The organism is Rhodospirillales bacterium, assembly GCA_016712595.1.
GTDB lineage: Bacteria > Pseudomonadota > Alphaproteobacteria > Rhodospirillales > Defluviicoccaceae > Defluviicoccus.
Map to the genome: position 1 here is coordinate 2,189,513 of JADJQT010000001.1, position 14,096 is coordinate 2,203,608.

Consider the following 14,096-nt stretch of genomic DNA (forward strand, 5'->3'; position numbering starts at 1 on the left):
CCGCCCCCGCGCGGCAACGCTCATAAAGGCGGTGCGGCAAGGCTCAAAAGCACGGCTGATCACCACCATGCGCAGGCCCGAGCCGGTGGACGGCGATTGACGAATTTCCGCCATGAGGTAGAAAGCGTCGTCTCATCTTGCCGCGCGCCTTCGGAGCCGATGTCCATGCGGATCCTATTCATGACCAACGAGTACCCCCCGCACATCTATGGTGGCGCCGGAGTGCACGTCGAATACCTCTCGAAGGAACTGGCGCGAGTCGCGCCGATCGAGATTCGTAGTTTTCATGACCAGTCGCTGGCCGACGGCAATCTGACCGTGCGCGGCACCAAGGTCGACGGCACGCACTTCTCCGGCTGCCCTGTGCCATTCATCTCGCCGCTGCGCGCGCTGTCCACCTGCCTTGCCTTTAACGGCCAGGGGATCAGCGCCGACATCGTCCACTGTCATACGTGGTACGCCCATTTCGGCGGAGTACTCGCCAAGCTGCTGTACGGCTTGCCGCTGGTCATTACCGTGCATTCCCTGGAACCACTGCGCCCGTGGAAGCGCGAGCAGATCGGCCGTGGTTACGAGCTGTCCTGCTGGGTCGAAAAGACCGCGCTGGAGATGGCGGACGCGGTGATCGCCGTATCGAAGAGCACCGGCGACGACCTCGTCCGCCTGTTCGACGTCGATCCGGCGAGGATGCATGTTATCGCCAACGGCATCGATACCGACGAATATAAGCCGGTCAACCGGCCGGACGTGCTTGCCCGGTTTGGAATCGACTATGGCGCGCCCTATGTGCTGTTCGTCGGCCGGATGACGCGACAAAAGGGCCTGCTCTACCTGCTTCAGGCGATCGACCGGATCGATCCGCAGGTTCAAGTCGTGCTGTGCGCCGGTGAATCCGACACCAAGGAACTGCAGGCCGAGCTTGAGGCCATGGTCGACGACCTCAGGCAGCGGCGTCCGGGGGTCATCTGGATTCCCGGCATGCTCGACCGGCCGAGCACCATCGCGCTTTATTCGCACGCGAGCGTCTTCTGCTGTCCATCGATCTATGAGCCGTTCGGGATCATCAATCTCGAAGCGATGGCGTGCGGTACGCCGGTCGTCGGCAGCGGCGTCGGCGGCATCCCCGAGGTGGTTGTCGACGGGGAGACCGGCTTCATCGTCAAGGTCGCCCTCTCCGATGTGCCGCCGCACGACCCGGACGATCCGGTGGCGTTTTCGCGCGGACTGGCTGACGGCATCAATCGTCTGGCGCTTGATCCCGCACTCGCCCGTCAGATGGGCGAGGCCGGCCGCGCTCGCGTCATCGACGTTTACAGCTGGCGCAGCATTGCCAAGCAAACCCTCGATCTCTACAAAACCCTCATCGAACAGCCCGGCTAGCCCGATCCCTCGGAGCGGGAACTGCCGCCTCCTCGGGCCATTCATAAGGGGCAATCACGATAGGGAACGGGAGAACGCACGTGCCGCAGGGCGCCAGAATCTACAATCTGTTTCCGTTGCTCGCCGGCAACGCGCGCGATTGGGAATCACATCTCGATCGCATCGGCGACATGGGGTTCAACTGGATTTTTATCAATCCAATCCATTACCCCGGTTTTTCCGGCAGCCTCTACGCGGTGAAGGACTACTTCGCGCTCAATCCGCTGTTTGACGACGGCAGCAAGGACGAGGCCGACGTCATCATCTCCCGCTTCCTCGACGCCGCCCGCGAGCGCGGCATCGCGGTGATGATGGACCTTGTGATCAACCACACCGCCAAGGACTCGCTGCTGGCGGAAACGCACCCGGACTGGTTCGCGCACGAGGCCGATGGCAGCCTCGCCTCACCCTTCGCGGTAGATCCGGACGACACCAGCAAGCGCACGGTATGGGCCGATCTCGCCGAAATCGATTATAGCGAGCGTCCGGCGCGCAAGGAGGTCGTCGCCTATTTCGCCAAACTCGTCCGTCATTCGATCAAGCTGGGCTTTCGCGGCTTTCGCTGCGATGCCGCCTACAAGGTGCCAAAGGACATCTGGCGTGCGCTGATCGCGGCAGGCCAAAAGGAACAGGACGATATTCTATTCGTCGCCGAAAATCTCGGATCGTTGCTGGAAGAAACGCTGGCTATGCGTGGTGCCGGCTTCGACTATCTGTTTAACAGCGCCAAGTGGTGGGACTTCCGCGCGCACTGGCTGTTCGAACAGTACGACAAATTTCGCGCCATCGCGCCCTCGGTAACCTTCCCCGAAACGCATGATACCGATCGGCTGGCGAACGAACTGGTGGCGAAGGGAATTACCGGGGCGCGGGCGCTCGAACAGCGCTACCGCCGGGCCTATCTCTTTTCGGCCGTGTTCGCGACCGGCGTGATGATCCCGATCGGCTACGAATACGGGTTCCGCAAACAGCTTCACGTCGTCAACAGCCGTCCGACCGACTGGGAGAAGCCACTTTTCGATATCACCGGATACATCGCTGCCGTCAACAAGATGAAGGCCGCGCTGCCGGTGCTCAACGAAGAGGGACCACAGCGCGAGGTCCTGCTTGCCGACGGTCGCGTTGCATGCCTGCAACGGCGGGCGATGCGCGGAACCGGCTGGACGGTGACCGCGGTTAACAACGACTTCGATGCGCCGGTGACGACGCGGATCGAATGGCTCGATCCGGATATCAAGGAAGGGCGTGACGTAACGCCCGAAGGCGGCGAAGAACAACCGTTTCGTGCCGGTGGGGAGCTGACGCTCCAGCCCGGCGAAGTGCGGGTCTTCGCCAGCCTCTGACTAGCCGCGGGTGACCGGAGGAGGGGCGATGAACAGCGTGAGCACAGAGGAACGGACGGGCGTCGGTGCCCGGCCGGCCAGTCTGGCGGCCGGCCTCAAAAGCCGCTCGATCGTTATCGAGAAGGTCGAACCACAGATCGACGGCGGCCGCTGGCCGGTGAAGCGCGAGGTCGGTGACGACCTGAACGTCTCGGCCCGCGTCTTCCGTGACGGGCACGTCAAGCTCGCCGCAGTGATCTTGTGGCGGCGCGCCGACGAGACCACCTGGCGCGAGATGCCGATGACGCTGGTCAATCCCGGCCTCGACCTGTGGGAAGGCAGCATCCGCCTCACCGCCAATACAACGTACGTCTATACCGTCGAGGCATGGACGGACCATTACGAGACCTGGGCGGAGGAGCTGGAAAAGAAACTCGGTGCCGACCAGGTGGTGGCGCTCGAACTGCTCGAGGGCCGGGCGCTGGTCACCGAGACCGCGGCGAGGGCGAGCGGCGACGATGCCGAGATGCTGGAATCGCTCCTCATCGCCTTTGACAAGGCCGATGATGAGCGACGCCCGCGGCTGATGCTGGCGGACCATGTCCGCGCCGCCATGCAACGCTGGCCTGACCGCAAGCAGGCCATCCGCTACGACCGTGAGCTTGAGGTCTTTGTTGACCGGATCGAGGCACGCTTCGCCGCCTGGTACGAGATGTTCCATCGCTCGCAGGGAACGGTGCCGGGCAAGAGCGCGACCTTCGCCGATTGCGAGGAGCGGCTGCCCGAGATCAAGGAGATGGGCTTCGACGTTATCTACTTCGTGCCCATCCATCCGATCGGCCGCCTCCACCGCAAGGGGCCGGACAACACGCTGAACGCCGGTCCCGACGATCCCGGCAGTCCTTACGCGATCGGCTCGGACGAAGGCGGTCACAAGGCGGTCCATCCGGATCTCGGCACCTTGTCGGACTTCCGCCGCTTCGTGCGCGCCTGCCACGCCCAGGGCATGGAGGTGGCGCTCGACTTCGCCATTCAGTGCGCGCCGGATCATCCGTGGATCAAGGAGCATCCCGAGTGGTTCATCTTCCGGCCGGACGGCACTATCAAGTACGCCGAGAATCCGCCGAAGAAGTATCAGGATATCGTCAACGTCAATTTCTACGGACCGCACCAGGAAGCGCTGTGGAACGAGCTGCTCTCCACCTTCCTGTTCTGGGTCGAGCAGGGGGTGAAGATCTTCCGCGTCGATAATCCGCACACCAAGCCGGTGCCATTCTGGGAATGGGTGATCCGCGAGGTGCACGCTGTCGATCCCGAAGTAATCTTCCTCGCCGAGGCCTTTACCCGGCCACCGATGATGCAGATGCTGGGCAAGGTCGGTTATACCCAGTCGTATACGTATTTCACCTGGCGCAACTTCAAGAGCGAGATCATTGAATACCTGACCGAGCTGACCACCTCGCCGGTCAAGGACTTCATGCGCCCGAACTTCTTTCCGTCGACACCGGACATCAACCCGCCGTACCTGCAGACTGGCGGCCGCCCGGCGCACATGGTCCGTTTCGCGCTGGCATCGACGCTGTCGACCGTCTATGGCATCTATAACGGCTTCGAGCTGTGCGAGGCGACGCCGATCCCGGGCAAGGAAGAGTTCCTGCACTCGGAGAAGTATGACTACAAGGTCTGGGACTGGGACCGGCCCGGCAATATCAAGGCGTTCATCACCCGGATTAACCACATCCGCCGCGAGAATCCGGCACTGCACGAGCTCGACAACCTGCGTTTTTATCCCGCCGATGACGACAACATCCTGTTCTACGGCAAGATGACGCCCGACGGCTCGAACATCGTGTTCGTCGTCGTCAATCTCGATCCATTCGACAGCCACGTCGCCGAACTCGAACTGCCGCTGGAGGCGATGGGCCTGAAGACCGGCGATACCTTCCAGGTGGAGGAACTGCTGACCGGCCGCAAGCACCTGTGGCGCAGTGCCAAGCAGGGGGTGAAGCTCGACCCCGAGGTCAATCCAGTCGAGATCTATCGCATTGGCTCGTGGGAAAAAGTCGACTACCGCAGCCCCTGCTACTGAGCCCGAACGGCGGGGACCGCTTCCTGCCATGCTGCGCCGGACCGGCGCAGCATGGAGAGCGAGGCCGCCGGACGCAGCAGAGCGGCCTCAGGGCTTATCCGGGTCAGTCTACGCGGCCGGTTTGCCCGGCCAGTCTATGCGGCGGCTCCGCGGACGAGGTCGCGGAATGCGACTTCGGCGTGGGTGAGATATCGGTCCTTGCGCCGGATCATCACGAATTGGCGAGTCGGCATTGCGACCGCGATCCTGGCGAGGGACATCGCCTTGAGCGATCCGGCGACGACGAGCTGAGAGATCACCGTCGCGCCGGCTCCGGCTTCGACGGCGGAACGGACCGCTTCATTGGACGGTAGCTCAAGGGCGATGTCGGCCGCTGACAGCGAAACGCCCCGGCTTGCCAGAACCTCCTCGGCGATGGCGCGCGTTCCCGATCCCGGCTCACGGAGAACCCAGCGCGTCTTCGCGAAGTCGCGCTCGGATGCCGGCGGCTCCCGCGTCCAGGCGTGCTCGGGGCTGACGACCAGTGCAAGTTCATCGTCGGCAACGGGCTCGCAATCGAGCGCTGGATCGTTGATCGCGCCTTCGATGAAACCGGCATCGACCAATCCTTCATGAACCCAGCTGGTGACGGACTCGGTGTTGCCGATGCGCAAGGTCATGCTGATTCCTCCATGGCGGGCGCGAAAGCGATGCATGAGCGGCGGCAGCCAGTAATTGGCCACGGTCTGGCTCGCGGTGAGGGCGAGGGTGCCGCGCCTTAAACCAGCGAGGTCGGCTAAAACCGTCTCGGCGGATGCAGCCCGCACCAGAACGGCGCGGGCTTCGCTGAGAAACAGGCGTCCGGCGGCGGTCAAGGCGATCCGCCGGCCGACCCGATCGAACAGCTTCGCCTGATAGCGGTGCTCCAGCGCGCTGACGGCGGCGCTCGTCGCCGACTGGGTGAGGTTAAGATGGTGCGCCGCCTGGGTGACGTGCTCGCGTTCCGCGACGGCGACGAAAATTCTCAATTGCTCGAGGGTCATGCTCGCTCCGTTACATCGTCACCCGCACCAGCATCAGGCTGAATCCGGCAATGAACAAGAAGGCAGCGAGGCCGAGGATCAGCGGGCGCGGACCCTTGGCGCGGAGCTTGCGGACGTCGGTCTCCAGCCCCATTGCCGCGAGCGCCATCGACAACAGGACGGTCGTCACCACCGCGGCCGTGCTTTTCAGCTCGAGGGGAAGAGCAACGGCGCTGTTGATCCCGACAAGGGCGATGAAGCCGAGGACGAACCACGGCATCGCCGCGCGGGAATGGCCGCGCTCCTCACCGCTCCGCCGCGATTTCCGCCGAGCCATGGCGCTCAAGGTGATCATCACCGGGGCCAGCATCATCACCCGCGACAGTTTGGCGATAGTCGCGTATTCGCCGGCCTCGCGGCCGTCCTGGAAGCCCGCGGCAACGACCTGGGCGATCTCGTGGATCGATGCGCCCGCCCACAGGCCGTAGCCCTGCGGGGAGAGATGCATGAGATCAACCAGCAGGGGATAGGCGAACATGGCGATCGATCCGAAGACGGTCACGCATCCGACCGCGTAGGCGACGTCCTCGTCGTGCGCGCCGGTCACCGTGTTCGTCGCGATCACTGCCGAGGCGCCGCAGATCGAGGTGCCGGCGGCAATCAGCTCGGTCAGTCCGCGCTCGACACCAAGCCTTCGACCGAGCCAGGTGGTGAATACGAACGTGGCAATGAGGGTTGCGGCGATCAGGGCAACCCCCTGTACGCCGACAGAGTTCACCTGCTCCAGTGTTAGCTGCAATCCCAAAAGGATAATCGCCAACCGCAGGACCCGGCGCAGGGCGAAAACGATGCCGGGCTTGGCCCACGCCGGAGAGCCGAGGACGGTGCGGACAGCGATGCCGATGACGATCGCAAGGATCATCGGGCTGAATGTCGAAACCCCGGGCAGGGTGCGCAAGGCGAAGCCGGCTCCGGCGATGACCGCGCTCACCGTCAGCCCCGGCAAGAGTTCAAAAGCAGGTCGCAACTTGGAGGCTGGCATCGCGCGATGCCGGGATGGCTGGTCGCGGAAGGGAACGGGCTCGCTCAGTGTGTCTGGTGTGCGGACGGCTGCGTTCATCGCGTGCTCCTGTGTCACACCGCAATGGTGACGACAGGTAACCAATCGATCAAACTCATTATATTGCTTAATTCATTCTGTTAAATCGAATGATTAGGGTGGTTCGGCATTGCCTCACGCGTCATTGGCGCCGGACCCGCCTTGCGGGCCTTCCCGTGGGGTGAAAAGCGCTGGCGGCCAGGGGTTGGAGGCGTTACATGACTTAAAAGGGCCGCGCCGACGCGAAGGCGAGCCCTTTTGCGTCTGGCCGCTTTGCCGCGCCAGAGCAGCCGCGCGAAACGGCGGGACACAAGGTTGGACGGGGTCCGAGGGGTCGGCCGGGCTCGTCCTTTGCCGTTCATCGAACTTGGACGCGCGACGCGCGTTGTATCGTCGTCGGCCGATGGGCGGGCGTGCGGTGGTGTGTTCCGGCGATTCAAGGTACAAGTTTTTTGATGACTGATTTCGAGGACATTCTCGGCGAAGCGGCGCGGTGGCATGACGAGGGGCGCAAGGTCGCCATCGCCACGGTCATCGCGACCTGGGGATCGGCGCCCCGTCCCGTCGGCAGCCAGCTCGTCGTCGATGAAACCGGCTATTTCATCGGCTCGGTTTCCGGTGGCTGTATCGAAGCGGCGGTGATCGAAGATGCGCTCGCCGTGCTCGCCGAAGGACGACCGCGCATCGTCGAATTCGGTGTGACCAACCAGATGGCGTGGGAGGTTGGCCTAGCCTGCGGTGGCCGTATTGAACTTTTTGTCGAACCGCTCGAATGAAACGTGATCTTCTCGCTACCCTCCTGCGTGCGCGACGCGGGGGCTCGCCGGCGGTTCTGGTAACCCGGTTGTCTGATGGCGAGCAGATGCTGGTAAAGCCCGAAGGCGAAGGATCGCTTGCCGCTGCGTTCAGCCAGGATGTGGTTGGCGAAGCGCAGCGGTCGCTTGCGGTTGACCAGAGCCGGATTTACCAATCCGCCGCTGACAGGGTGTTCTTGCATGTTTTCAACCCGGCGCCACGGCTGATCGTCGTCGGCGCCGTCCACATCGCCGAGCCGCTGGTTCGCATGGCAGGCTCGGCCGGATATGCGATCACCCTGATCGATCCGCGCCGCGCGTTCGCCGCGCGCGAACAGTTCCGCGACTTTGTCGTCGTCGATGCGTGGCCCGATGAGGCAATCAAGGACCTCAATCCGGACGCGCGAACCGCCGTCGTGACCTTGACGCACGACCCGAAACTCGATGATGCCGCATTACTTGTCGCCCTGAGTACGCCGGCCTTTTATATCGGCTGTCTTGGCAGCCGCAAGACCCATGCGGCAAGGCTTGTCCGGCTGCGCAACGCCGGCGTCGGGGATGAAGAACTCACTCGTATCCACGGGCCCATTGGCCTTTCCATCGGCGCTCGCACCCCGGCCGAGATTGCGGTATCCATCCTCGCCGAGATCACTCAGGTCCGGCGGGGGAGGCATGATACTTGAGAAAGTTTCGCTCGCGCAGGCCGCGGGCGGAGTCCTGGCGCACGGGGTCCGCGGTCCTGGATTTGCCCTGAGCAAGGGCCGGGTCCTGAGCGAGGCGGACGTGGCGTTGCTGGCGCAGGCCGGCCGGCATGACGTGATGGTCGCCAGGCTCGCTCCCGGAGATCTGATGGAGGACATGGCCGCGGCCCAGCTCGCCGCCGCCGCGGCCGGCGCGCAGGTGTTCGTTCAACCAGCGGCGACCGGGCGGGCGAACCTGCTATCCACTGCGTTCGGGCTGCTGGTGATCGACGCGACCCGCGTGCATCGGATCAATCGCGTCGATGAAGCGATCACCCTCGCCACCCTCGCCGAGTTCTGCGTCGTTCGCCCGCAGCAGATGCTGGCAACGGTGAAGATCATTCCCTTCGCCGTGTCCGGGGCGGCGGTCGGCACGTGCTGCGCCATTGCCGACGAGGGACCCGCCGTGCTGCATGTCGCGCCGTTTCGCATGCATCGCGTCGGGCTGGTGCAGACGCGGCTGGCGGAGACGAAGGTGAGCGTGCTGGGCAAGACCGAACAGACGGCACGCGCCCGCCTCGCCGCGTTCGGTAGTGCGCTGGCGCAGACGTGCATCGTCGAACACGCTCAGGCCGAAGTGGCGGCAGCGATCGCCAGCCAGCAAGATGCCGGCCTTGATCCGATTCTGGTGTTGGGTGCGGCGGCGACGGTCGACCGGCGCGATGTCGTGCCGGTGGCGATCGAGGCGCTGGGGGGAACCATCGTCCATTTCGGCATGCCGGTCGATCCCGGCAACCTGCTGATGCTCGCCCGTCTTGACGCAACGACCGTAATCGGCCTGCCCGGCTGTGCCCGTTCGCCGAAGCTCAACGGCTTCGATTGGGTGCTGCAGCGGCTGCTCGCCGGAATCGAAGTCGGACGCGAGGATATCATGCGGATGGGCGTGGGCGGGCTGCTTGGCGAGATCGCCGGCCGACCGGCACCGCGCAACCGCGCCGCCCCGAATCATCGCTGATGGTCCAAAACTGATGGCCCGACACTGATGGTTTACCGATGATGCCGGGGGAAATTACCAGGACTTCCGCCATCGTGCTCGCCGCCGGCCTCGGTGCGCGCATGCGCCCCGGCGGCAAGATGCTCATCGAGATCGACGGCCGGCCGCTGGCGGTGCACGCGGTCGATGCGGCGCTGGCCTCGCGTGCCTGCCCGGTCATCGTTGTCGTCGGGCACGACGCAACGGGCGTCCGCGAAGCCGTGGCTGGGCGGGGGGTCATCATCGTCGAGAACCGCGACTACCGCAGGGGTCTCAGTACCTCGATCCGCGCCGGTCTTGCGGTGCTGCCGGTCGACACCGGGCGCGCGATCTTCCTGCTCGCCGACATGCCAGACGTGCGCGCTGCGCATATCGATCGCCTGATCGCCGCGGCGGCGAACGGCGGCGATGATGCGATCTGCGTGCCGACGTGGCGCGGCCGGCGGGGAAATCCGGTGTTGTGGGCGCGGCGCTATTTTGCCGAGCTCGCCAGTCTCGACGGTGATGTCGGCGGGCGGTTGCTGCTCGATCGCTACGCCGCCAGTGTGCTCAGCGTCGCCATGGATGACGAGGCGGTGCTGATCGATCTCGACGAACCCGCAGATCTGGCCCGATTCGATCCCAGGCGCCTGGGTGGCGGCTGGCAAGGTGGGGACGGCGACGGCGGTTAGTGGTAGCCGGCGCCGTCACGCACCTTGCCGCGAAAGATCCAGTAGACGGTAATCGTATAGGCGAGAATGATCGGCAGGACCACGGTTCCGCCGCCGTAGAATAAGAAGCGCAGTGACGAGACCGGAGCCGCGGCCTCATCGATCGTGACCGAGAAGGGGATCATGTACGGCCAGAAGCTTGCCGCCATCGTGCCGAAGGCGGTGAGAAATACGACGACCACGGCGGTAAACGGCGCCCAGTCAAGGCGCCGGCGGACGCCTGCGAGCAGCCCCGCCATCGCGCACAGGCCGAGGATCGGAAAGACGAGCAGCCATGGACGATCGAACCATCGGCCCATGACCCGCAGATCCGCGGTGAGAGCGTAGCCGAAGGCGATGGCGAGGAAGGCGAGCAGGCAGGCGCTCAGCGGGATGATGCGGTTGTAGGCCCAGTCGCGCAGCGGCCCTTCCGTTTTCATCACCACCCATCCGGCGCCGATCAGCGTGTAGCCGAGGACAAGGCCGATACCGCAGGCGACGGCGAACGGTGAGACCCAGTCGAACGGTCCGCCGACGAAGCGCCCGCCCTCGATCGGCAGTCCTTCGACGATGGCGCCGACGGCCGCGCCCTGCACGAACGCGGCGATCAGGGATCCTCCGGCGAAGCCCAGGTCCCACACCCAGCGCATTCGTTCGGTTTTATAGCGGAACTCGAAGGCGACCCCGCGCAGGATGAGGGCAATCAGCAGCAAGGTAATCGGCAGATAAAAGGCCGGCAGCAAGATGGCATAGACGAGCGGGAAACCGCCGTAGAGGCTGGCGCCGACATAGACCAGCCACGTCTCGTTGCCATCCCACACGGGCGCGATGGCATCCATCATCGACCGGCGGAAATCCTCCTCGCGGGTCGTTCCGAACAGGATGCCGATGCCGAGGTCGAAGCCGTCGAGCATGACGTAAAGCATAATGGCGAAGGCGATCAACAGGGCCCAGACCTGGGGCAGATGCTCAGTCATCGTGGTGCCCTCCTGCCTGGCCGGACGGGGCATGGGCGGGCATCGCCGCCGGGCTCGGACCACTTGCGGCCATCGGACGCAGGGCGGTTACGCCCTTTGTCGGCGCAGGCGGGGATTCCGGTCCCTCTCGCAGCAGCCGATAGATGTAGAACGTTCCGGCGGAAAAGATCAGCCCATAGACGCTGACAAAGGCGATCAGCGAGATCCATGCTTCGCTGGTACCGAGCGACGGCGTGACCGCGTCAGCCGTCTTCAATAGCCCGAAGACGACCCAGGGCTGGCGTCCGACCTCGGCGGTGAACCATCCCGTCAAGACGGCGATGAACCCGGACGGAAAGCTAAGAAAGGTCGTCCATAAGAACCACGAAGGTGTGCTCTCCCAGCGTTGCCGGGCAAAGATCATGCCCATCCAGGCAAGGCCCAGCATGAGCAGGCCGAGCCCGACCATGATGCGGAAGGCGAAAAACGGAATGGCGATCGGCGGGCGCAGGTCGCGCGGGATCGTCACGATCCCCGGCTCTTCGGAAGTAAAACTGCCGGTATCGACGAAGCTGCCGAGCCAAGGGACGGAGATCTCGTAAAGGTTGCGCTCGTTCTCGGGATCGGGCCAGGCGAAGAGGATCAGCCGCGCTGGCTGCTCCGTCTGCCAGCGCGCCTCGATGGCGGTGAATTTCGACGGCTGATACTTCGCCGTATAGTCGCCGTTCAGGTGGCCGAAGGCCATCTGAACCGGCACGAGGACGGCGGCCAGGCCAAGCCCCATGGTGAGCATGGTCTTCGCCGCATCGCCGTGGATGGCGCGCAAGCGGTACCACGCCCCGGTCGCGGCAATGCAGAACGCGGTCGTCAGATAGGCGCCGAGCAGCATGTGGAGGAAGCGGACCCACAGCACAGAATTGGTGGTGATCGTCCACCAGTCGGCGGCGGCGTAACGACCATTTTCCATCTCGTAGCCCAAGGGCACCTGCATCCAGGTATTGTTGGTCATGATCCAGAAGGCCGAAAACGTCGTGCCCACGGCGACGAGGCAGCAGGAGGTGAAATACGCCCACGCGGGAACACGCTCGCGTCCGAACAGCACAACGCCGAGGAACGAGGCCTCGAGCAGGAAGGCAGTGTAGGTCTCGTAACCGAGGAGCGGGCCCTGGATCGGCCCGGTGCGGTCGGCGAGCACACTCCAGTTGGTACCGAACTGAAACGCCATGACCACACCGGAGACAACGCCCATGCCAAAGGCGACGGCGAACACCTTCAGCCAGAAATTGAAGAGCTGCCGGTAGACGGCTCGCCCGGTGGCGAGCGACAGTCCCTCGAGGGTTGCCAGCCATGCGGCGAGTCCGATGGTGAAGGCGGGGAAGATGATGTGAAAGGAGATGGTGAAGGCGAACTGAATGCGGGACAGCGTTACCGGGTCCAATTCCATCACTCTTCCTTAACTGTTCGCGTTAAACCTCTGCTCCTGAAACGTTTCGCGAATCATTGGCCGCCGCGCGACGCACCGCTGCAGCGGAACCAGCCGATTCGTCATGATCCAGCGGTCCCGTTTGGCCGGTGCGCCGAACATGGCGCCGTTGTAGCGCGAAGCGGTTGACGCGAACAAGGCGTATTTACGGGTTTAAATCCATCTTCCAATTGCCAGCCGCGGAACAGCCTGACAAACTCGCATTGTATCATGCGCGGCGATCGCTCAGGAGTATGCGCCGATGAAAAGAAACCGGGTTCTTTGGTTGCTGGGGATGCTTATTTGTTTTGTTCCGAATGGATATTTGAGTGCCGCAGACCTTGATTGTCTTAAGAGAATTGATAAAATTGCAGGTTCTGTGCGGAAAGACGTTGTTCTTTACTCGGATGAATTCAAAGTGATGTCGGACAATCCCTGGGCACGGAATTCCGAATCGACGTGTAAGGGCGCGCTTCAGAGGGCCGAAAGCTATTATCAGAGGCAGGTGGACGACAAGTCGGTGTGTGAACTCGGTTCCTCATACGTCGACAGCCAGGTCGTCCAGTTATACAAAAACGCCGGATCGACCTGCCGATCCGAATACGACACGCTGGTGAATCGTCTATCGCCGGAAGATCGCCAGATCGCCCTCGACCGTTTCGCCCGCAAGCAGGCAATGCAGCACTAGACAACTTATCCTCGCATTCGGCCACGGTGCGGTCGGTTCTCGGCGCCTTGGCAAGCGGCTAGCGCGCCGCCGCTACCGCGCGCGCGGCCATGACGCCGATGAGGTGGGCGCGATAGGAGCTGGAGCCGTGGGCGTCGGACAGCAGTCCGTTTGCCAGAATCGGGACGCGCGCGATTGAAGCGGTCGAGAACGACTCCGACAGGGCCGATTCCAGCTCCGCCGCGCGGAAGACGCAGGGACTCGCTGCGCACACGGCCACCCGCACGTCCGCGTACGTTTTCGCCACCATGACGCCGACAAGCGCGTATCGCGACGCCGGCTGGCGGAACTTCGCATAGCCCGCTCTGTCGGCGACGGGAAAGGAGACCTCGACGATGATTTCGTCACACTCCAGGGCGGTTTCGAACAGCGCGACGAAAAAGGCATCGGCGGGGATGCGCCTGCGGTCGGTGACGATGGTGGCGCCGAGTGCCAGCGCGGCGGCGGCATAGTCGGCCGCCGGGTCGTTATTGGCCAGCGCGCCGCCGAGAGTGCCGCGATTACGCACCTGCGCGTCGCCGATGCTGGCGGCGAGGCTGGCGAGCGCCGGAATGCTCCGCGCGACCTCGGAAGATCGCGCGACGGCATCGTGCGTCGTCATCGCGCCGACGACCAGTTCGGCGCCCTCCAGCCTCACCCCGCTTCGTAACCGCTCGATACGGGATAAGTCGATCAACCGCGCAGGCGATGCGAAGCGTTGCTTGAGCGTCGGAATAAGCGTCATGCCGCCGGCGAGATAGACCGCGTCGCCGGAGGTGCGGAACGCCTCCACCGCCTCACCCAGCGATGCCGCACGCACGTATTCGAACTCGCGCATGTCGCCGC

The 14,096-nt window shown here is 64.0% G+C and carries 11 protein-coding genes and 1 pseudogene; 7 read left to right on the forward strand and 5 right to left on the reverse strand.

Translation table 11 applies throughout. The features are described from left to right. Positions 1-165: 165 nt before the first annotated feature. The 3 genes from glgA (at position 166) to IPK66_09870 (ending at position 4,830) form a co-directional block, all read left to right on the forward strand. Positions 166-1,380 carry a glycogen synthase gene (gene glgA, locus IPK66_09860; GenBank protein ID MBK8175541.1) on the forward strand — a complete coding sequence of 405 codons (1,215 nt, stop codon included), beginning with the start codon at positions 166-168 and terminating at the stop codon, positions 1,378-1,380. Between the two features lie 80 nt (positions 1,381-1,460). Further along, positions 1,461-2,762, forward strand: coding sequence for an alpha-amylase (locus tag IPK66_09865; protein MBK8175542.1), 1,302 nt, complete (start codon positions 1,461-1,463; stop codon positions 2,760-2,762). A gap of 28 nt (positions 2,763-2,790) precedes the next feature. Beyond that, positions 2,791-4,830, forward strand: coding sequence for an alpha-1,4-glucan--maltose-1-phosphate maltosyltransferase (locus tag IPK66_09870; GenBank protein ID MBK8175543.1), 2,040 nt, complete (start codon positions 2,791-2,793; stop codon positions 4,828-4,830). Positions 4,831-4,964: 134 nt separating this feature from the next. Here IPK66_09870 and IPK66_09875 read toward each other — a convergent pair whose 3' ends face one another. Together IPK66_09875 and IPK66_09880 are read right to left on the reverse strand one after the other, a co-directional pair. Then, positions 4,965-5,852, reverse strand: coding sequence for a LysR family transcriptional regulator (locus tag IPK66_09875; GenBank protein ID MBK8175544.1), 888 nt, complete (start codon positions 5,850-5,852; stop codon positions 4,965-4,967). Between the two features lie 10 nt (positions 5,853-5,862). Then, positions 5,863-6,873: a YeiH family putative sulfate export transporter gene (locus IPK66_09880; GenBank protein MBK8175545.1), complete on the reverse strand. Its 1,011-nt coding sequence runs from the start codon at positions 6,871-6,873 to the stop codon at positions 5,863-5,865. A gap of 512 nt (positions 6,874-7,385) precedes the next feature. Between IPK66_09880 and IPK66_09885 the strand changes: the two genes are divergently transcribed. From IPK66_09885 to IPK66_09895, 3 genes and pseudogenes are all read left to right on the forward strand, one after another. Beyond that, positions 7,386-7,706 (forward strand): XdhC family protein, encoded by a 321-nt coding sequence (locus tag IPK66_09885; GenBank protein MBK8175546.1) that lies wholly within the window; start codon positions 7,386-7,388, stop codon positions 7,704-7,706. Further along, the gene (locus IPK66_09890) at positions 7,703-8,407 is read left to right on the forward strand and encodes an XdhC family protein (GenBank protein ID MBK8175547.1); all 705 of its coding nucleotides are present in this window, start codon (positions 7,703-7,705) and stop codon (positions 8,405-8,407) included. Before IPK66_09885 ends, IPK66_09890 begins: the two co-directional genes overlap by 4 nt. Continuing rightward, positions 8,397-10,108 (forward strand): annotated as a pseudogene (locus tag IPK66_09895) (molybdopterin-binding/glycosyltransferase family 2 protein). The gene IPK66_09890 and the pseudogene IPK66_09895 overlap by 11 nt, the downstream one beginning before the upstream one ends. Here the strand turns inward: IPK66_09895 and cydB are convergent. After that, entirely contained in the window at positions 10,105-11,103 is a 999-nt protein-coding gene (cydB, locus tag IPK66_09900) for a cytochrome d ubiquinol oxidase subunit II (GenBank protein ID MBK8175548.1), read from the reverse strand. The pseudogene IPK66_09895 and the gene cydB sit on opposite strands and share 4 nt — an antisense overlap. Then, positions 11,096-12,526 (reverse strand): cytochrome ubiquinol oxidase subunit I, encoded by a 1,431-nt coding sequence (locus tag IPK66_09905; protein MBK8175549.1) that lies wholly within the window; start codon positions 12,524-12,526, stop codon positions 11,096-11,098. The genes cydB and IPK66_09905 overlap by 8 nt, the downstream gene beginning before the upstream one ends. 280 nt (positions 12,527-12,806) lie before the next feature. Between IPK66_09905 and IPK66_09910 the strand changes: the two genes are divergently transcribed. Further along, positions 12,807-13,232, forward strand: coding sequence for a hypothetical protein (locus tag IPK66_09910; GenBank protein MBK8175550.1), 426 nt, complete (start codon positions 12,807-12,809; stop codon positions 13,230-13,232). A 58-nt stretch (positions 13,233-13,290) separates the two neighbouring features. Here IPK66_09910 and IPK66_09915 read toward each other — a convergent pair whose 3' ends face one another. After that, positions 13,291-14,088, reverse strand: a complete 798-nt coding sequence (locus IPK66_09915) for an FAD binding domain-containing protein (protein MBK8175551.1) — start codon at positions 14,086-14,088, stop codon at positions 13,291-13,293. Positions 14,089-14,096: the final 8 nt, after the last annotated feature.

Bases quoted from the DNA above. Each gene is read 5' to 3' on its own strand.
- glgA (MBK8175541.1), top strand. From the start codon at position 166: ATGCGGATCCTATTCATGACCAACGAGTACCCCCCGCACATCTATGGT.
- IPK66_09870 (MBK8175543.1), top strand. From the start codon at position 2,791: ATGAACAGCGTGAGCACAGAGGAACGGACGGGCGTCGGTGCCCGGCCG.
- IPK66_09875 (MBK8175544.1), bottom strand. From the start codon at position 5,852: ATGACCCTCGAGCAATTGAGAATTTTCGTCGCCGTCGCGGAACGCGAG.
- IPK66_09880 (MBK8175545.1), bottom strand. From the start codon at position 6,873: ATGCCAGCCTCCAAGTTGCGACCTGCTTTTGAACTCTTGCCGGGGCTG.
- IPK66_09885 (MBK8175546.1), top strand. From the start codon at position 7,386: ATGACTGATTTCGAGGACATTCTCGGCGAAGCGGCGCGGTGGCATGAC.
- IPK66_09890 (MBK8175547.1), top strand. From the start codon at position 7,703: ATGAAACGTGATCTTCTCGCTACCCTCCTGCGTGCGCGACGCGGGGGC.
- cydB (MBK8175548.1), bottom strand. From the start codon at position 11,103: ATGACTGAGCATCTGCCCCAGGTCTGGGCCCTGTTGATCGCCTTCGCC.
- IPK66_09905 (MBK8175549.1), bottom strand. From the start codon at position 12,526: ATGGAATTGGACCCGGTAACGCTGTCCCGCATTCAGTTCGCCTTCACC.
- IPK66_09910 (MBK8175550.1), top strand. From the start codon at position 12,807: ATGAAAAGAAACCGGGTTCTTTGGTTGCTGGGGATGCTTATTTGTTTT.
- IPK66_09915 (MBK8175551.1), bottom strand. From the start codon at position 14,088: ATGCGCGAGTTCGAATACGTGCGTGCGGCATCGCTGGGTGAGGCGGTG.